The organism is Paracoccus fistulariae, assembly GCF_028553785.1.
Lineage (GTDB): Bacteria > Pseudomonadota > Alphaproteobacteria > Rhodobacterales > Rhodobacteraceae > Paracoccus > Paracoccus fistulariae.
Window position 1 is genome coordinate 1,560,162 of record NZ_CP067136.1, and the last position, 18,123, is coordinate 1,578,284.

At 64.6% G+C, this 18,123-nt stretch carries 21 protein-coding genes and 1 tRNA gene; 16 read left to right on the top strand and 6 right to left on the bottom strand.

Annotated features, from left to right (window positions below; all coding sequences use genetic code 11):
- Positions 1-36: 36 nt before the first annotated feature.
- The gene (locus JHX87_RS07645; RefSeq protein ID WP_271885923.1) at positions 37-1,056 is read left to right on the top strand and encodes an LLM class flavin-dependent oxidoreductase; all 1,020 of its coding nucleotides are present in this window, start codon (positions 37-39) and stop codon (positions 1,054-1,056) included.
- Between the two features lie 44 nt (positions 1,057-1,100).
- On the opposite strand, the gene JHX87_RS07650 is transcribed toward JHX87_RS07645, so the two are convergent.
- Positions 1,101-2,147, bottom strand: coding sequence for an MBL fold metallo-hydrolase (locus tag JHX87_RS07650; protein ID WP_271885921.1), 1,047 nt, complete (start codon positions 2,145-2,147; stop codon positions 1,101-1,103).
- A 33-nt stretch (positions 2,148-2,180) separates the two neighbouring features.
- Here JHX87_RS07650 and JHX87_RS07655 point away from each other — a divergent pair, with 33 nt between their 5' ends.
- Positions 2,181-2,813, top strand: coding sequence for a LysE family translocator (locus JHX87_RS07655; RefSeq protein ID WP_271885919.1), 633 nt, complete (start codon positions 2,181-2,183; stop codon positions 2,811-2,813).
- A gap of 93 nt (positions 2,814-2,906) precedes the next feature.
- Here the strand turns inward: JHX87_RS07655 and JHX87_RS07660 are convergent.
- The 4 genes from JHX87_RS07660 to JHX87_RS07675 all read right to left on the bottom strand — a co-directional run bounded on the left by JHX87_RS07660 (position 2,907) and on the right by JHX87_RS07675 (position 7,165).
- Positions 2,907-2,982, bottom strand: a tRNA-Thr gene (locus tag JHX87_RS07660).
- An 81-nt stretch (positions 2,983-3,063) separates the two neighbouring features.
- Complete coding sequence (locus JHX87_RS07665) at positions 3,064-4,866, bottom strand: heme biosynthesis protein HemY (protein ID WP_271885917.1); 1,803 nt, start codon at positions 4,864-4,866, stop codon at positions 3,064-3,066.
- Between the two features lie 10 nt (positions 4,867-4,876).
- A complete protein-coding gene (locus JHX87_RS07670; protein WP_271885916.1) occupies positions 4,877-6,418 on the bottom strand; it encodes a COG4223 family protein in 1,542 nt (513 codons plus the stop codon).
- 84 nt (positions 6,419-6,502) lie between these two features.
- Entirely contained in the window at positions 6,503-7,165 is a 663-nt protein-coding gene (locus JHX87_RS07675; RefSeq protein WP_271885914.1) for a uroporphyrinogen-III synthase, read from the bottom strand.
- 64 nt (positions 7,166-7,229) lie between these two features.
- On the opposite strand from JHX87_RS07675, the gene tsaD reads away from it, so the two are divergent.
- The 9 genes from tsaD to truA all read left to right on the top strand — a co-directional run bounded on the left by tsaD (position 7,230) and on the right by truA (position 14,546).
- Positions 7,230-8,297: a tRNA (adenosine(37)-N6)-threonylcarbamoyltransferase complex transferase subunit TsaD gene (tsaD, locus tag JHX87_RS07680; protein WP_271885912.1), complete on the top strand. Its 1,068-nt coding sequence runs from the start codon at positions 7,230-7,232 to the stop codon at positions 8,295-8,297.
- A complete protein-coding gene (locus tag JHX87_RS07685; protein ID WP_271885910.1) occupies positions 8,294-9,235 on the top strand; it encodes an NAD(P)H-dependent glycerol-3-phosphate dehydrogenase in 942 nt (313 codons plus the stop codon). Before tsaD ends, JHX87_RS07685 begins: the two co-directional genes overlap by 4 nt.
- Positions 9,236-9,508 carry a YciI family protein gene (locus JHX87_RS07690; protein WP_271885908.1) on the top strand — a complete coding sequence of 91 codons (273 nt, stop codon included), beginning with the start codon at positions 9,236-9,238 and terminating at the stop codon, positions 9,506-9,508.
- Positions 9,508-9,921, top strand: coding sequence for an EVE domain-containing protein (locus tag JHX87_RS07695; protein ID WP_271885906.1), 414 nt, complete (start codon positions 9,508-9,510; stop codon positions 9,919-9,921). The genes JHX87_RS07690 and JHX87_RS07695 overlap by 1 nt, the downstream gene beginning before the upstream one ends.
- Before the next feature lie 235 nt (positions 9,922-10,156).
- Positions 10,157-10,408: a DUF4170 domain-containing protein gene (locus JHX87_RS07700; RefSeq protein ID WP_271885904.1), complete on the top strand. Its 252-nt coding sequence runs from the start codon at positions 10,157-10,159 to the stop codon at positions 10,406-10,408.
- 24 nt (positions 10,409-10,432) lie between these two features.
- Positions 10,433-11,614 carry a 3-deoxy-D-manno-octulosonic acid transferase gene (locus tag JHX87_RS07705; RefSeq protein WP_271885902.1) on the top strand — a complete coding sequence of 394 codons (1,182 nt, stop codon included), beginning with the start codon at positions 10,433-10,435 and terminating at the stop codon, positions 11,612-11,614.
- Positions 11,611-12,594 carry a tetraacyldisaccharide 4'-kinase gene (gene lpxK, locus JHX87_RS07710; RefSeq protein ID WP_271885901.1) on the top strand — a complete coding sequence of 328 codons (984 nt, stop codon included), beginning with the start codon at positions 11,611-11,613 and terminating at the stop codon, positions 12,592-12,594. Before JHX87_RS07705 ends, lpxK begins: the two co-directional genes overlap by 4 nt.
- A gap of 190 nt (positions 12,595-12,784) precedes the next feature.
- Positions 12,785-13,759 carry a 5-bromo-4-chloroindolyl phosphate hydrolysis family protein gene (locus JHX87_RS07715; protein ID WP_271885899.1) on the top strand — a complete coding sequence of 325 codons (975 nt, stop codon included), beginning with the start codon at positions 12,785-12,787 and terminating at the stop codon, positions 13,757-13,759.
- 7 nt (positions 13,760-13,766) lie between these two features.
- Entirely contained in the window at positions 13,767-14,546 is a 780-nt protein-coding gene (gene truA / locus JHX87_RS07720; protein WP_271885893.1) for a tRNA pseudouridine(38-40) synthase TruA, read from the top strand.
- A 3-nt stretch (positions 14,547-14,549) separates the two neighbouring features.
- Here truA and JHX87_RS07725 read toward each other — a convergent pair whose 3' ends face one another.
- Entirely contained in the window at positions 14,550-15,302 is a 753-nt protein-coding gene (locus JHX87_RS07725; RefSeq protein ID WP_271885891.1) for a sugar transferase, read from the bottom strand.
- Positions 15,303-15,459: 157 nt separating this feature from the next.
- Here JHX87_RS07725 and JHX87_RS07730 point away from each other — a divergent pair, with 157 nt between their 5' ends.
- From JHX87_RS07730 to rimI, 5 genes are all read left to right on the top strand, one after another.
- On the top strand, positions 15,460-15,915 hold the full coding sequence (locus tag JHX87_RS07730) for a universal stress protein (protein ID WP_271885889.1): 456 nt from the start codon (positions 15,460-15,462) through the stop codon (positions 15,913-15,915).
- Positions 15,916-15,950: 35 nt separating this feature from the next.
- Positions 15,951-16,352: a DUF1801 domain-containing protein gene (locus JHX87_RS07735; RefSeq protein WP_271885887.1), complete on the top strand. Its 402-nt coding sequence runs from the start codon at positions 15,951-15,953 to the stop codon at positions 16,350-16,352.
- 142 nt (positions 16,353-16,494) lie between these two features.
- On the top strand, positions 16,495-17,055 hold the full coding sequence (locus JHX87_RS07740) for a NifU family protein (RefSeq protein WP_271885885.1): 561 nt from the start codon (positions 16,495-16,497) through the stop codon (positions 17,053-17,055).
- On the top strand, positions 17,048-17,638 hold the full coding sequence (tsaB, locus tag JHX87_RS07745; RefSeq protein ID WP_271885883.1) for a tRNA (adenosine(37)-N6)-threonylcarbamoyltransferase complex dimerization subunit type 1 TsaB: 591 nt from the start codon (positions 17,048-17,050) through the stop codon (positions 17,636-17,638). The genes JHX87_RS07740 and tsaB overlap by 8 nt, the downstream gene beginning before the upstream one ends.
- On the top strand, positions 17,635-18,045 hold the full coding sequence (gene rimI / locus JHX87_RS07750; RefSeq protein WP_271885881.1) for a ribosomal protein S18-alanine N-acetyltransferase: 411 nt from the start codon (positions 17,635-17,637) through the stop codon (positions 18,043-18,045). Before tsaB ends, rimI begins: the two co-directional genes overlap by 4 nt.
- Positions 18,046-18,123 lie beyond the last annotated feature (78 nt).

An 18,123-nucleotide genomic window follows, 5' to 3' on the forward strand; every position in this document is an offset into this window, starting at 1 on the left:
GCGTTTCAGGCCGGCTTTGATACAGGAACTGGTTCCATGAAAAATATTGGCTTCTTGTCCTTCGGCCATTGGTCGGGGGATCGCGGGTCGCAGGTGAAAAGCGCCTCGGACGTGCTGCATCAATCCATTGAACTTGCTGTCGCAGCCGAAGAGATCGGCGTCGACGGCGCCTATTTCCGCGTGCACCACTTTGCGCAGCAACTGGCCTCGCCCTTTCCGCTGCTGGCCGCCATCGGCGCACGCACCAGCAAGATCGAGATCGGCACCGGCGTCATCGACATGCGCTATGAAAACCCGCTTTACATGGTCGAGGATGCGGGCGCTGCCGACCTGATCTCGAACGGGCGGTTGCAGCTTGGGATCAGCCGCGGCTCTCCCGAACAGGTGATCGATGGCTGGCGCTATTTCGGCTATCAGCCGGGCGAGGATGAAAGCCATGCCGACATGGCCCGCCGCCATGCCGAGGTCTTCCTGCAGCAACTGGATGGCAAGGGGTTCGCCAAGCCCAATCCGCGCCCGATGTTTCCGAACCCGCCCGGCCTCTTGCGGCTTGAACCGCATTCGCCGGGGCTGAAGGATCGCATCTGGTGGGGGGCCGCGACCAATGCCACCGCCGAATGGGCGGCGCAGATGGGCATGAACCTGCAAAGCTCGACCCTGAAGGCCGATGAGACCGGAGAGCCGTTCCATGTGCAGCAGGCACAGCAGATCCGCCTTTATCGCGATGCGTGGAAGGCCGCGGGGCACGAACGCACGCCGCGCGTCTCGGTCAGCCGCTCGATCTTTGCGCTGATCAATGATGAGGACCGGCGCTATTTCGGGCGCGGCGGCAAGGACAGCGATCAGGTCGGCGCGATCGAGCAGACGCGCCACATCTTTGGCCGCAGCTATGCCGATGAGCCCGACAGGCTGATCGACCAGCTGCGCGAGGATGAGGCGATTGCCGAGGCTGATACCCTTCTGCTGACCATCCCCAACATGCTGGGCGTGGACTATAATATCCATGTGCTGGACAGCATTCTGACCCATGTGGCGCCCGCGCTGAACTGGCGCTGATCCAAGCGCGGAAAGGATCCCCGGCCTTACAGCCGGGGATTTTTTCATTCCGGCGCGAGGCGCCAGAAATCGCCCTGTTCCGGGATCAGAAAGCTGACGCCCAGATCGTTGCCCTCTTGCAGTTCACGCTGGATCATCTGCTGCGGCGTCTCTCCGGTTTTCAGCGAATATTTGATATGGCTGACGATCACGGGCAGATCCTGCAAGCTGCCGTCACCGGCAATGGCCTCCAGCTCGGCCAGCGATTTCAGAAGCCAGTTCGGGGTCAGGTGCCCGTAAAGCCGGTCATCGGGCTGCGCGTTGGGGTAAGACACCTCGGCAATGATGGCGCGCAATTTCCCCTCGCGGACCAGATCGCCGATCGCCGCCCAGATATCAGCGATATTCGTGCCGCCTTCGACCTGATCTGGGCCGGTATCGCCAAAGCACAGCAGCGCATCATCACCCGATTCGATCAGGAAGGCCGTCGATTCGGCCCCGCCATGGGCCAGCGGAAAGGCCGTCACGCTCATGCCGGTCCCGTCCAGCGGGCGCGACTGGGCCGCAGGCAGATCGGTCAGCCTGTATTTGCCCAGCGTCGGCGCAGTGCCTGTGGTCGCGAAATTTGGCCAGACCGACCAGTTGAAATAGCCGTCCCCGACCCGTTGCAGCACCGATGACAGGCCATAGATCGGCTTGGCGCTGTCATCGGGCGAGGCCGCGATCAGGCCCGCGATGTGATCCATATGCGCGTGGCTGATCAGATAGCCTTTGATCTGCTGCGTCAGGACATAGCCTATGCGCGAATACTCGGTCTCTTCGGGCATCTGCAGATCATCGAAGACGCCCCCCTCATCCGCCGCGCGCAAGCCGCTGACCAGAGCCCCCGCATCGCAAGTCACGGCGCGCGGATCATCGGCGGGTGAGATCATGAAAGCACTGAGATTGCCGTCCTCGATCCCGCCACGGGCGCCCAGCACGGTGACGTCAAATCCCTGAGCCAGCCCGGCAAAGGGCAGGCAGGCGGTAAGCACGGCGCAGATGGCCGAACGATATCCGGTGGGCACGATGATCTTCCTCTCTCTTGCAATCCCGGCAACATCATAGGACATCTGCGATCAATTCCCATGACCAAGAGGCACGCGATGACGGATCCCACCAATCTGCTGGCCTTCGCGGCCCTGTCACTGGGCATGGTACTGACGCCCGGTCCGAACATGATCTATCTGATCTCTCGCTCGATCAGCCAGGGGCGCATGGCAGGTCTGATTTCGCTGGGCGGGGTGGCGCTTGGTTTCGTCTTCTACATGCTCTGCGCGGCCTTGGGCATTACCGCCATCGTCATGGCCGTGCCCCTCGCCTATGACACGCTGCGGATCGCGGGGGCGGTCTACCTGCTTTATCTGGCCTGGCAGGCGGTCAGGCCGGGCGGACGGTCACCCTTCCATGTCAGGGATCTGCCAAAGGACGGCCCGCGCAAGCTGTTTCTGATGGGATTTCTGACCAATCTTCTGAACCCCAAGATTGCGGTCATGTATCTGTCGCTTCTGCCGCAATTCATCCAGCCGGATCACGGCAGCGTCCTGCTGCAATCGCTGGCACTTGGCGGGGTCCAGATCATCATCAGCGTCGGTGTCAACGCCCTGATCGCGCTCAGCGCGGGCAGCATCTCGATCTTTCTGCTGCGCCGCCCCGGTTTCGCGGTTCTGCAACGCTGGCTGATGGGCACGGTTCTGGCAGGCATGGCCCTGCGGATGCTGACCGAGGCGCGGCGCTGACGCGGCCCAAGACGCGAAGAAAACCCCGAACGCAGAACAGCCCGAAATGCAAGAAGGCCGATCACAAGGACCGGCCTTCTTCGCTTGACAACCTGGTGCCGGTGAAGGGACTCGAACCCCCGACCCCATCATTACGAATGACGTGCTCTACCAGCTGAGCTACACCGGCATCTGGTTGTGCCGCGCCGGATAGCAGGTTCTGACGAAGGGGGGAAGAGGGGCGCTGATTTTTTTCGCCCCCCTTTTCGGGTCAACGTTTCTGCTTGCTGTTGTTCCAGTCGGCCTCATCGGGCGGCATGATGTCTGGACGCACCATCTCGCGCGGCTCCTCTGGCTTCTGCTTGGCCTCGGCAGCAGGCGTTTCGGCATCGGCGCCGCTGGCCTTTTCCGCGTCATTCACAGGTTTTTCTGCGGAGTTCTCTGCGGGCTTTTCGGCCGCGTGATCTGCCTGTTGGTCCTTGGCGGCGCTGGCCTTGGGCTTTTCCTCGGCTTTTGGCGTGTAATCCGGTTCGGGCTGAACATAGCCGGGCTTGCCCAGATAGTCCGGCTCGACCACCTCTGCCTCTTCGGCCTGCTTCTTGTCGGCCTTGGGCTTTTGATCCGCTTCAGCAGCCTTGGGATCGCTATCCTCGACCAGTTCGGCGGTCTCACCCTCTGCGGGTTTGGGCGCACCGACCAGCAGCGGCAGCATTTCCGCGCCTGTCGTCGCCGCGGGCATATGCGGGCTGCGCTTTTCGACCGGCTCACGCCAGGTCAGCGTGTCAAAGCCATGGCAATTGTCGCAAACAGGCGCCCAGTCGGACATCACGTTCTGGCATTTGTCGCAGCACCATTGCGGACCGCGCGAAGCGGTCAGCGCCCGCGCCAGCCAGCCACGCACGACGCTGTCATCGGCACCCTCGCCACGTTCCACAGCCGCCATGATCGACAGCGTGCGCACCGTCGGATGCGTCTCTGCCAGATCGCCAAGCGCACGGCGGGCCCCCGGGAAATCCTCGGCTGCCAGCAGCAGTTCGGCCTTCAGCAGGCGCGATTCCTCATTATCGGCGTTCCGCTCGATCAGGCGCTTGAACCGCGACAGGCGTTCGGTCGGCGTCTCATTCGGCGCAATCTCGGCATAGCAGGCGGCCAGATCGGGATGCGGATTGACCGACCAGGTCTTTTCCAGCAGCCGCGCCGCGTTGCGGCCATCATTCTGCGCCAGATAGCTGCGGGCGGCCAGCACCGCCGCCGGGATCAGATCAGGCGAGGCCTTGGCGGCAGAAATCGCGGCCTCCCGCGCGCTGATCGAACTGCCCTGCGCCAGCACATCGCTGGCCTCTTGCAGGGCCAGAACGGCGTCGCGGCGGATCCGCACGTCTTTGGAGATCTCTCCCTGACGCTGCTTTTCCCTCAGCATGCGGCGGGCGCCCTTCCAGTCGCCCTCCTGCATCTCCAGTTCCATCAGCGTGTTCTGGATCTCTTTGTGGCGCGGCTTGATGGCATAGGCTTTCTGCGCCAGCAGCAGCGCCGTCGCCGTGTCGCCCTTGTTCAGTTCCTGCCGCATCAACCCGCGAATGCCGACAAAGCGGGTGCGATCATCATCCAGAAGGCGGCGATAGATCTGGTTGGCGCGGCTGTCATCGCCCGCCACCTCGGCCGCCTGTGCGGAAAGCAGGTTGGTGATATGCCGGTCGGGCAGGTATTTCGCGGCCCGCGCGGCCTTGTCCTGCGCCAGCTTCCCCTCGCCCGAGGCAATGGCCAGCACCGCATCGCCCAAGGCATCATAGCCCTTTTTGCGGCGCGAACGGTCGAAATAGCGGCTGATCGCCGTCTCATCGCCCGCCAGAAAGTGGAAGAAGGCCAGCAGCAGCCCCAGCAGCTTGACCACCAGCCAGGCGACGACCAGCAGCAGCAGCAGCGCAATGACCGCCTTGACCGGTGTCAGCACAATCTCGGTCCCGCCATATTGCAGCAGCAGGTTCTGACCATTTTCGGCCAGATGGATCGCGCCAAGTGTCAGCGCCACGACAACGGCGAAGAAGATCACGATTTTCAACAATGAAATCAACATGGCATGAGTCTCAGTTCGAGCTGGCTGAAAGATCGGACAGCGCCGATTGCGCGTCGCGATAGGCGGTGGCTTTGCCGATCCATTCGGCCATCGACGGGGCGGATTTCGCGCTGTCCGGAAGCGCCTCGACCTCGGTCAGGGCCTCGCCGATCTGGCCTGCTTCGACCTTGGCATCGGCGCGCGACAGGATCGCGTCGGGGTCGTCGCCCTCTCGGGGTTCGACCGAACGCGCGCCGGTCTGGGCGCGCAGGAAGTTGGTGAAGACATTGCCCGTGCCCGAGGCGCTTTCATCGCGCAGCGAGGCGCGCAGAGCGGCCCGCGCGGCATCGGGGAATTCGCCTTGCAACGTGTCCAGGCTGGCCACTTCGCGATCCAGCGCCGCAGGCGTTTCGATGCCTGCGCTTTCCATGGTCTGCCGGGCCTCATCCGGTTGCAGCCCGCGATCCAGCGCCGTTTGCAGCGCGGCGATGGCGGCCACGGCCTCGGCGCGACGGGTGCTATCCTCGGCCGCTTCCTGCAGCTTTTGCGCCTCGGCCTGCGCGGTGTCGATCTGGGATTGCGCCTGCTGGGCGGCCTTTTCGATCTGACCTTCCAGATCCTGCGCCTTGGCGGTCAGATCCTGCAGACGCTGCGCCAGTTGGGGATCAAAGGCAGGGCGGTCCGACAATTGCTGGATCTGCTGCGCCTGTTCGTCCAGACGCTGTTGCAGCGACGAAAGCGCCTCGGCGGACGCCCCGTCGGACGGTGCGCCCTGCTGTTGATTGGCCTGAATCTGCGACATCATGTCGTCATGCCGGGCATCCAGTTCCGCGCGCAGCGTGTCGATCTGGCTGGTGGCTGCCGCTTCTGCGGCCTGCGTGGCCTGGGACCGGATCGCCTCGACATCCACCTGCGGGGCCTCTTGTTCCGGCAGCCAGGATGCGGGCAGATGGGGCAGCGCATAGATCGTGCCGATGCTGCCGATCCCTGCCGCCACGACACCGCCGAACACCAGAGGCCAGAAGCCGACCTTCTGCACCTTTCCCTGCTGCGGTGCAGGGCTGGCGGGTTCGGGCTTTCTGGCGGCAGGCTGTTCAGGCGCGGATTTGGCCGGTTCGGTCTTGGCCGCCTCTGGCTTGGCTGTTTCGGTTTTCGTGGGCGTCGCCGCCAGTGTCGCGCTGTCCGAAGCGGGCGATTTCTCGAACGGGGTCGAGGCCGGTTTCGCCACGGTCTTCTTGGCCGATTCGAGGTTCAGCGGCTTTTCCGGGGTCTTTGCCTTGGCTGGCTCGCTCGCGGGTTTCGCATCGGGCTTTGCGGATTTCGGGGCGGCAGCGGGCGCGCCCTGGGCCTTGTCGCCGACAAGACTGGACGGCGTCGGCTTGATCTCGGCGCCGCTGGCTGCAGCCGAGCTGCCATCGCCTGAACCGACATCACGCGACTTGATGGCACCCGAGGCCGCCGCCTGCTTCTTCTCTGCCTCGGCGCCCCCTGCGGCACTCGTCTCTGGCTTGGTCCGCTTCGGCTTGTTCGTGGGTTTGGATTCTTCTGGCTTTTTCACGACAGTCCTCGTCATCACGCGCCATCCACACCGAGTGGCGGCAATCCGTTCAACAGCAGCCTAATAAGGCATTGCCCAGTGCTCAACCCGCTGTGATAATTAATGTTCCGTCAGGTGAAGCCGCCCGATCGCGGCAATCATCGCCCCGGATGAGGGTTCCGAGGCGATATTGCGGCCCCGCGCGGGCGCATTCCAACCCTCCATCGCGGCCTTGCTAATCGCCACCGGCCATAACGGCGCGCGCGAATTTTCGACCTGCGCGCTGAGCAGGCGGGCCGATCGCGGAGAGAAGATCGGCAGGATCACCGGGCGGTCACCGCCCAGCAAATGCTGGGCCTGATCGCTCAGATCCAGTGCCTGCTGATCATAGACCACGACCCCCTCGACCGGCAATTGCCGCGCCAGATGCCGCCCCTGCGGATGGATCAGCGGCACCGGCGCCGCCGCGATCAGGGGTGGCAGGCTTTCGGCAAAGCCATTCCCCTCGACCACGTGGAACCCCGCCTGCCGGGCCAGATCGCCCGTGCGGCTGCCGACGCAGATGGCGAAACGCCCCCGCCCCGGCCCCGCTGCGGGAATCGCATGGGCCGAGGTGAAGACCAGACCTTCCGCATCGCGCAGACGCCGGGCATCATGGGGCACCGGCACGATCCGCATGATCGGAGAGATCACCACGGGCCAGTGCGGCAGCATGGCGGCAAAACGCTGCGAATCCGCCTGCGGCCGCGTCAACAGAATCGTGGCCCCTGCCACCCTTGCCATTGGCTTCCCCCCTGCCCGGTGCTAGGCCACAGGGGTAAGCACCAAACCTCGGCCGGGCAAGGGCATGGACAAGATCATCTTCCTTGGCATCGAAAGCAGTTGCGATGACACTGCCGCCGCGATTGTGACGGATGATGGCCGCGTGCTGTCCTCGGTCGTCAGCAGCCAGACAGATCTGCATGCCGATTTCGGCGGCGTGGTGCCGGAAATCGCGGCCCGCGCCCATGCCGAACGGCTGGATATCGCGGTGGAAGAGGCGCTGAAACAGGCCGGTGTCGGCTTGCGCGATCTGTCGGGCGTTGCGGTGACGGCGGGGCCGGGGCTGATCGGCGGGGTGATGGCCGGGGTCATGTCGGCCAAGGGCATCGCTGCGGGCGCGGGACTGCCGCTGGTCGGCGTGAACCATCTGGCGGGTCACGCGCTGACCCCGCGACTGACCGATGCCGTGGACTATCCCTATCTGATGCTTCTAGTCTCGGGCGGCCATTGCCAGTTCCTGCGCGTGGATGGCCCCGAAGATTTCACCCGTCTGGGCGGCACCATCGACGACGCCCCCGGCGAGGCTTTCGACAAGCTGGCCAAGCTGCTGGCATTGCCGCAGCCCGGCGGCCCCTCGGTCGAGGCCGAGGCCGCGCTTGGCGATCCCGACCGCTTTGCCCTGCCCCGGCCGCTGCTGGATCGTCCCGGTTTCGACATGTCATTCTCGGGTCTGAAAACGGCGGCATTGCGGCTGCGCGATCAGCTGATCGCCGAGCAGGGCGGCCTGCGACAGGCCGACCGCCGCGACCTTTGCGCCGCGTTTCAGGCCGCCGTGGCCGAGGTGCTGGCCGAAAAGTCGCGCCGCGCCTTGGCGGCCCACCCTGTGCCGGTGCTGGCCGTGGCGGGCGGCGTCGCGGCCAATGGCACGATCCGCGCCGCGCTGGAACAGGTGGCCGCGCAGGCCGGTGCGGAATTTCTGGCCCCGCCGCTGCGGCTCTGCACCGATAATGGCGCGATGATCGCCTGGGCGGGGATCGAGCGGTTCCGTCAGGGCCATCGTGACGGCATGGATCTGGCGGCGCGGCCCCGCTGGCCGCTGGATCGCAAGGCTGCCCCGATGCTGGGCAGCGGCAAGAAGGGGGCCAAGGCATGAGCGTGGCAATTCTGGGCGCGGGCGCCTTTGGCACCGCATTGGCCATCGCGATCTCTGCCAATGGTCCGGTAACCTTATGGGGCCGGGACATCAGTTGGGGCCGCGAAAACCCGCGCCTGCCGGGGATCACCCTGCCCGATCAGGTCACCGTCACTGCCGATCTGCAAGCCGCGACGCAGGCGGGAACGCTGCTTCTGGCGCTGCCCGCGCAGGCGCTTGGCGCCTTTCTGTCCGAACATGCCGATCTGCTGCAGGATAAATGGCTGGTCAGCACGGCCAAGGGCATCGACCTGACGCGATTGACCGGCCCCTCGACCCTGATTGCCGAGGTCTGCCCGAAAGCCACGATCGCGGTGCTGACCGGCCCCTCTTTCGCGGCGGATATCGCACGCGGTCTGCCCACCGCGCTGACCCTGGCCTGTGCCGAGGATCGGGCCGCGCAGGCGCTGCAACAGATGCTGTCCACGCCGGTCCTGCGCCTTTATCGCACACCGGACGTGACCGGCGCGGAACTGGGCGGTGCGTTGAAAAATGTCATCGCCATTGCGGCGGGCGTGGTGATCGGCGCAGGCTTTGGCGACAGCGCGCGTGCCGCGATCATCACCCGTGGCTTTGCCGAGATGACGCGCCTGGCCACGCATCTGGGCGCAAGGCCGGAGACGCTGGCCGGGCTGTCGGGTCTGGGCGATCTGACCCTGACCTGCACCTCGGTCCAGTCGCGGAATTTCCGCTTCGGGCAGGCCCTGGGCAAAGGCGAAGATTTCGATCCCGCAACCACGGTCGAAGGCGCCGCCACCGCGCGCGCCGTCACCGCGCTTGCCGAAAAACTGGGCCTCGACATGCCCATCGCGGCCATGGTCGCGAAACTGTCGCAAGGCGGCGCCTCGGTCGAACATGCCGCCGAATATCTGATGACCCGCCCCCTGAAGGAGGAATGAATGCCGCTTTTCGCCGTAATCTGCCGGGACAAGCCCGGTGTGCTGCAAACCCGGATCAACACCCGCGACGCCCATCTGGCCTATATCAAGGACAGCGGCATCGTCACCATGGCCGGCCCGCTGATCGAAGAGGGCGAGATGCGCGGCTCTTTGGTGGTGCTGGAGGCCCCGGATCTGGCTGCGGCGCAGAATTGGGCGGCGGGCGATCCCTATAAAGCCGCCGGTCTGTTCCAGCAGGTCGATGTGATCGAGTGGAAAAAGGTGATCGGCTGATGAAATACTGGCTGTTCAAATCGGAACCCGATGTCTTCGGCTGGGACGATCTGGTTGCCAAGGGCGATCAGGGCGAGGAATGGGACGGCGTGCGGAACTATCAGGCGCGCAATATGATGCGGGCGATGAAGATCGGCGATCGCGGGCTGTTCTATCACTCGAATATCGGCAAGGAAGCGGTCGGGATCGTCGAGGTGATCGCCGAGGCACACCCCGATTCAACCGCCGAGGATCCGAAATGGGAATGCGTCGACATCAAGGCCATCGAGCCGCTGCCCGCCGCCGTCTCGCTGGATCAGGCCAAGGCCGAGCCGCGCCTGAAGGATATGGTGCTGGTCAACAATACCCGCCTGTCGGTCCAGCCCGTGACCGAGGAGGAATGGCAGGTCGTTCTGGAAATGGCAGGGCGCTGAACGCAACAAACGGTGCAGCCGATCACACCCCAGACCGGTTGCACCGTTTGTAATGCGGCGGCATTTCTGCGTTGCCAAAGGGGGTTTGGTCAACATAAGGCGCCACGACCCCAAGTATAGCTCAGCCGGGCTGTGGCGACAAACCTAAACTGATTTGTTTTTTATTTATCCCGGCTTTTTCTTGCGCGGCTGGCAGGCTAGGTTCCGGCGGACACTCAATCTTACGGAGCCTGACATGAGCCAACGTCTTCATCTGGTTTTCGGCGGCGAACTGACCGACACGCAATCGACCCAGTTCCGCGACGCGGAAAATATCCACATTGTCGGCATTTTCCCGAATTACGAGACCGCCTATAATGCCTGGAAGGCCGAGGCGCAGCGTACCGTGGACAGCGCCCATACCCGCTATTTCATCGCCCATCTGCATCGTCTGCGCGACGAAGAGACCGAGGCCAGCCCGACCGAGGAACTGGACGTTCAGGGGTAATCCGCCCGGGCTGAGCGCAGCATCATGACAACGGCACGCTGGAGCATCGGGCGCTTTGCGCTATGGCTGAAGCTGCGTCAACCGGGCGCGGCGGACCAGCCGTTTTCGCTGCCCAAGGGCGATGGTCCGTTGCTGCTGGTCCATTCCACGCCGCAGGCCGCCGTCGCCCTGACCCAAGTCAGCAGGCAATTGCTGCAGGCGCGGCCCAATCTGCGGCTGATGCAGATCGGGCATGAGAACCTGCCCCAACCCGGCCGCAACCTGGCCGCCGCGCAGGCACTGATCGCGGCGGCCCGCCCCGCCGCCCTGCTGTTGCTTGGGCCCAGGCTTCCTGCTGCCCTCATTACCGCCGCCAGCGACAGCGGCATCCCAATCGTCCTGGCAGAGGCCCGGCTTGACGCAAGTTTCACCGGCTGGTCGCTGCGCGGTGCGCTGCGGCGGGAATTGCTGCGCAAGATGGATACGGTGCTGGCGACGGATCAGGGCAGCTATCACATCGCGCGCAGCATCGGCATAAGCCGCGACCGGCTGTCGATGACCGGCCCGGTCGCCGAAATCCGCGAACCGCTGTCCTGCGTCGAGGATGAGCGCAGCTATTTTGCGGGACTTTTGCGCGGGCGGCATGCCTGGCTGGCGGCCTCGGTCCCGCCCGAGGAAGAGGCCGCCGTGCTGCGGGCCCATCGCGCCGCCCTGCATCAGTCGCACCGGGCGCTGCTGTTCATGGCGCCCCGCGATCCGGCGCGGATCGACGCGCTGACCGAAGAGATAGAGGCCTCTGGCCTGATCGTCGCGCGCCGGACCGAGGATGAGGAGCCCACCGATGAGGTGCAGGTCATGCTGACCGATGGCCCGACCGAAATGGGCCTGTGGTATCGGCTGGCGCCGGTCACCTATATGGGCGGCACCTTGCTGGGGCCGGACGGGGAATCGCATCATCCGTTCGAACCCGCCGCCCTTGGATCGGCCATCGTGCACGGACCATTGCCGGGGGCCCATGCAACCGAATGGCAGCAATTGCAGGGCGCGAAAGCCTCGCGTCAGGTTTCGGATGCGAATGATCTGTCCACGGCCATCGCCGAACTGACCCTGCCAGAACATATCGCGACGCTGGCCAGCAATGCCTGGCTTGTCAGCACCGGCGGCGCGGATGTGACCATGCGCATCTGCGCACCGATCCTGAAGATCCTCGGCAAGGAGCCGACATGAGACGCGCGCCCGCCTTCTGGTATCGCACCCCGCCCGTGCTTCGCGCACGGCTGCTGTCGCCGCTTGGCGCGATCTATGCCCGCGCGACCGCGCGCAGGCTTGCCTCGGGCGCGCGGGCGCGGGTGGGCGTGCCGGTGATCTGCGTCGGCAACCTGAATGCCGGGGGCACGGGCAAGACGCCGACAGTGATCCACCTGCAACAGACCCTGCAGGCGCGGGGCATTAAAGCGCATGTCGTCTCTCGCGGTTATGGCGGCAGCGCGACCGGCCCGCTTCAGGTGCAAGAGGCCAGGCATGAGGCCGCGCTGGTCGGGGACGAGCCGCTGCTGATGGCCGCATTCGGCCCGGTCTGGGTCAGCGATGACCGGCTGGCCGGGGCGCGGGCGGCGGTCGCGGCCGGGGCGCAGGCGATCATTCTGGACGATGGCTTTCAGGATCCGGCGCTGGCCCATGACCTGTCCATCGTGGTGGTGGATGCGGCGCGCGGATTTGGCAACGGGCTGTGCCTGCCTGCCGGACCCTTGCGCGAACCGGTGGCGACGGGCCTTGCGCGGGCCGATCTGCTGCTGTCCATCGGCGGGCCGGATGCGCAGGCCCGCTTTGCCGCGCCGCCGACCTCGCCGCCACATCTGCGCGGGCATCTTGCCCCGTTGCAGATGGGCTTTGACTGGACGGGGCACAGGGTTCTGGCCTTCGCCGGGATCGGCCATCCAGAGAAGTTCTTTGCCACGCTGACCGCGCTTGGCGCCGATGTGGTCCGGGCCGAGGCGCTGGACGATCACCAGCCTTTCACGCCCGCCCTGCTGACCCGGCTGGAGACAGAGGCCCGCCTGCAGGGCGCGCAGATGGTGACGACAGAAAAGGACGCCGCCCGGCTGCCCCGCGCCTTCCGGCGCCATGTCATGGCCCTGCCCGTGCGGCTGGAACTGGATGACAGCGGCCCGCTGAACGACGCCCTTGACCGGATATTTGACGCCTGATCGCTGCGCCAATCGGCCGGCTGCTCTTTGCAATTGGCGCGGCCATACCGATATAGAGGGGGAAAGGGTCATGCCGACCCAAGGGAAAGGATACGAATGTCGCGCCGCGCCAAGCAAAGGCTCAGCTTTTATCTTCTGGTTCTGTTGACGCTTTACGCGTCACTGCTGGGCGCAGGATAAGAGGGACAGCATGGCCAATCGCTTTGGCGGACGATATTCGCCCGACGGGTTTCAACGCGACCACCGCGATCAGGCGACGGAGCCGATGCCACCCGCGCCGATCCGGCACCGGCTGGAATCGCGTCCGAAATGGATCACCATCGCGGCGACCCCTTTTCTTCTGGGCGCGTTCTTTCAGCAACCCGTGGGAATGGTGTCGGATCTGGGGGCCTTCGGTCTGATCGCATCCGGCATGTGGATGACGCGAGAGGGTCTGGTGGCCGAGGCCGCCTATCAGGTGCGTCGCGTCGCCCGCCGCCCCGCCATTCCGCGCAAGCTGTTCGGCGGCCTGCTGACGGCGCTTGGGCTGGGTGTCGGCGTGGCGACGCCGGAAACGGCGGCCAGCGGGGTGCTGGTGGGCGTGGCGGGCATGGCGCTGCATTTCCTGTCCTTCGGGGCGGATCCGATGCGCGACAAGGGCGCAACCGGCGTGGACAGCTTTCAACAGGATCGCGCGCAGCGCATGATCGACGAGGGCGAGGATCTTCTGAACCAGATGCGCGACGCCATCCTGCGCGCGGGCGACCGGCGGCTGGAGCAGCGCGTCGGCATGTTCGCCGCAACGGTGGAAGAGCTGTTCGACCGTGTCCGCGACAATCCGGGCGATCTGTCGGCGGCGCGGCGCTATATGGGCATCTATCTGCTGGGGGCACGGGACGCGACGGTCAAATTCGCCAACCTCTATTCGCGCACCCGCGATAAGGCGGTGCGGGCGTCCTATGAAACATTTCTGGACGATCTGGAAAAAGATTTCAAAGCCAAGTCGCGCAAGCTGCTGGCCAGCGACCGCGACGATCTGGATATCGAAATCTCGGTCCTGCGCGACCGGCTGGAACGCGAAGGCGTGCGGGCCGCGAAACCCGCCGCAATCACCAGCCAGGAGGCGCAGACGCTGGACGATCTGCTGTCCTATGATGTCACCAAAGACAAAGAAAAGACGCGCTGATCCCCCAATGCCGCGCTTTGCCCTGAAGATCGAATATGACGGACGCCCATTCGCCGGCTGGCAGGCGCAGGCGGATCAACCCTCGGTCCAGCAAGCCGTGGAAGAGGCGCTGGCGCGGCTGGATCCCGGCTTTGCCAACGGCGCCCGGATCGCGGCGGCGGGACGCACCGATGCCGGGGTTCACGCGACAGGACAGGTCGCCCATGCGGATCTGCAGCGGGACTGGGACGGCTTTCGCCTGTCCGAGGCGCTGAATTTCCACCTGAAACCCGCCCCTGTCGCGATCTTGCAGGCCGCCCCGGTGGCGGATGATTTCCATGCCCGCTTCTCGGCACTGGAACGGCGCTATCTGTTTCGCCTTGTGGCGCGGCGCGCACCGCTGACGCATGGCCGGGGCCGCGTCTGGCAGGTGCAGAACCCGCTGGATGCCCGGAAGATGCGGGCAGCAGCGGCTTTTCTGATCGGGCAGCATGATTTCACCACCTTCCGATCCTCGATCTGTCAGGCGAAAAGCCCGGTCAAGACGCTGGATGAGATCACCATCGAAGAGATCGCCATCCCGCATGGCCGGGAATATCGCTTCTCGCTGCGCGCGCGGTCATTCCTGCATAATCAGGTCCGCTCGATCGTCGGCACGTTAGAGCGTGTCGGCGCGGGCGGATGGCAGCCCGAGCGGGTTCGCGAGGCCTTGCAGGCATGTGACCGCGCAGCCTGCGGGCCGGTCTGTCCACCGCAGGGGCTGTATCTGACCGGAGTTGGTTATCCGGAAGATCCGTTTACGGAATAGGGTCTAACGACGGCCGCGACGGCGCGGACGCTCATCCTTGCGGACGAAAACGATCTTCAGCGTGTTCCACAGGATCCACAGATCCAGACGCAGATCGCGGTGACGCTGATAGATCAGGTCAATTTTCAGCTTCGCAGGCAGGCAGCGGCGGTAATAGGCAAGCTCGGTCGCCTCGGCGCTTTTACATCCCGCCATGATGCGGTCTTCGTGACGGTGATAGATCAGCGTTGCCAGCCCCGTCACGCCGGGACGGCTTTTCAGAACCTGCGTATAGACGCTTGGGAAGCGCTCGACATATTCGCGCAGCGGCGGGCGCGGGCCGACAAAGCTCATATCGCCGCGCAGGATATTGAACAGTTGCGGCAATTCGTCGATGCGGGTCTTGCGCAGGAAATGCCCCACCGGCGTGATCCGCCAATGCTTATGCGCACCGGTCGCGCCGAAATCGCCGTCTTCCTGCAACATGGTGCGGAATTTCAGCTGGGTGAAGGATTCCGAGGGCGAACGCATGCGATGCGCCGTGTAAAAGATCGGCCTGCCCTGTACCAGCAGCAAGACCAGCGCGACCAGCCCCATTACCACCGACAGTGGAATCAGCAGAAGCAGCGCGAATGAGAAATCGAACACCCGCTTGTAAGTGGGGGTCGGGTTCGCGTCAGTCGAACCTGCTTCGCCAAGGAACCACGCCATCTTCGGCGCAGTCAGCCCCTTCAGCCTTGCAGCTTCAGCCTTATCCCAATCGTGGTGAATGGTCACGACGCGGTCCGCTCGCCTTGGTTCATGTTCCTAAAAGCGCGTAGCATATCGTTATGATTAAGAAAACTGGGGGTTGCGGAAATCAGCCGAATGACTTGCGCGACCATGACATATAAGCCACTCTTTCCGCGATACCGTTACAGCGAAAGCGCCGTCCATGCGGAAATTCCTTGTTTTACTTGATGATAGCCAAGAAAGTCTGAATGCCATGCGTTTCGCGGCGATGCGTGCTGCAAATTCGGACGGTAAGGTCTTGATCCTTTCGGTGATTCCGACATCCGACATTCAGCACGGCTTTGGCGTCGCGGATGTCATGCGCGCCGAAGCGCATGAACGAATCGAAGCGCATTACGAAGTTTACGCCAAATGGATGCGCGCCCGCCCCAAGGTAGAGCCGGAACTGATCATCCGCGAAGGCGATCCGGGCGAGGAGCTGATCCGGCTGCTGCATGAGGATCCCGAAATCGGGATTCTGGCAATCGGGCTGAACTCCTCTGACAAATCGGCGCAGAACCCGATCCTGACTCGCCTGATGCGAGAAACGAACCTGCCCTGCCCGATCACCATCGTGCCCAGCGATCTGTCCAAGGAACGGCTGGAAACCATCACCTGACCGGCCCGCGCCGGACCAGCCGGGGGGCGACGCCCGTGACCACCGCATTCGAGGATCCGCAGGTCCAGCGCATCTTTGCCGGTTTTCCCGACCATGCCCGCCCCGGCCTGCTTCAGCTGCGCGAGATGATCTTTCAGGTCGCGGCGCGGACAGAGGGCGTCGGGAAACTGCGCGAGACGCTGAAATGGGGTCAACCCGCCTATCTGACCGTTGAACCGAAATCCGGCTCGACCATCCGGCTTGGGTTGCCAAAGCAGGGCGGCTTTGCGCTGTACACCCATTGCCAGACAACGATTCTGTCAGATTTTCAGGCGCTTTTCCCCGATGATTTCACCTATGAGGGCAATCGCGCCATCCATTTCAGACCGGGCGACAGGCTCGCGTTGGACCGTCTGGCGCTGCTGGTGAAAAGCGCGCTGACATATCACCTGCGATAGCGCCGTCATCCCCCGGACCGCGACGGGCCGGGCCCCCGCGCCCAAACATGCATTTGTTATCCATCTTTCCGTTTCTTATCTGGCCGCGAAAACTTGACCCATGCGCCAAGCATCGCCATATCTGGCGCAAAGGAGCGTTCGCATGTTCATCCAGACCGAAACCACGCCGAATCCCGCAACCCTGAAGTTTCTTCCGGGCGATGTGGTGCTTGCCAGCGGCACCGCCGATTTCCCCGAGGCTGAAAGCGCCGCGAAATCGCCGCTGGCGCGCCGGATCTTTGCCGTCGAGGGCGTCACCGGCGTCTTTCTGGGCCGTGATTTCGTCACGGTCACGAAAAGCGACGAAACACCCTGGGATCACCTGAAACCCTCGGTCCTGGGCGCGATCATGGAGCATTTCCAATCGGGCGCACAGGCGGTCGAAGGCGATGCAGTCGCCGCTGGCGGCCATGCCAGCCATGATGGCGAAGATGCCGAAATCGTGGGCCAGATCAAGGAACTGCTGGATACCCGTGTGCGCCCCGCCGTGGCGCAGGACGGGGGCGACATCACCTTTCACGGCTTTGACCGCGGCATTGTCTATCTGCATATGCAGGGCGCCTGCGCGGGCTGCCCGTCCTCGACGCTGACGCTGAAAATGGGGATCGAGAACCTGCTGCGCCACTATATCCCCGAGGTGATCGAGGTGCGCCCGGTTGCGTAACCCCGTCGGCCTTGGCTTTGACACATCGGCCGCGCATTGCGCGGCCGCTTTGATATGCGGCGATCAGGTGCTGGCCAGCCGCCATGAAGACATGGCCAAGGGTCAGGCCGAACGCCTGTTTCCGTTGCTGGAAGAATTGCTGTCGCAGGCCGGTCTGGACTGGCCGGATCTGGCGGTGATCGGGGTGGGCACCGGCCCCGGCAACTTCACCGGCATCCGCATTGCGGTGGCGGCGGCGCGCGGTCTGGCGCTGTCGCTGGGCATCCCCGCCATCGGCATCAGCGCGACCGAGGCCGCAGCCCACGGCCTGCCCCGGCCCTGCCGGATCGTGCTGCCGCTGCGCAAGGATCAGCTTCTCTGGCAGGATTTCGGCGCGGGCGCGCCCGGCCTGCCGCAGCAGGCAACGACGGAAACCCTGCCCCCCGGCCTGCCGCCCGTCCTCCCCGCCATGCCCGTGGCCGAGGCCATTGCCCGGCTGGCCCTGCAGCGCCGCGACCAGCCGCATCCCCGCCCCGCGCCGATCTATCTGCGCCCGGCCGATGCCGCCCCCTCGCGCGAACCGGCGCCGGTGATCCTGCCGTGACGCCCGCAGCGCTTGCCAGATTGCATGCCCGCTGCTTTTCCACCCCGCGCCCGTGGAACGAGGCGGAATTCACCGACATCCTTTCGACCACCGGCACCTTTCTGACCCATCGCCCGGACGGCTTTCTGCTGGGCAGGGTGATCGCGGATGAGGCCGAGTTGCTGACCATCGCCGTCGATCCCGATGCCCGCCGGTCAGGCACGGGCCGGGCGCTGGTCGGTGATTTTCTGGCCGAGGCCAGGACAAGGGGCGCTGCGACCGCCTTTCTGGAAGTCGCCTCCGAAAATACGGCGGCGCTGGCGCTTTACCGCGCGACCGGCTGGCAACAAGAGGGGTGCAGGCGGAATTATTACGGTCCTGATCTTGATGCGATCCTGATGCGGCTGGCGCTGAAACCCGCCGAATAAGCCGGTTGACCAGTTGCGAACTATCGTCCCAAATTGGCGCATCAAAAGGGCGATCTGAATCGCCCGCAACAACAGGAT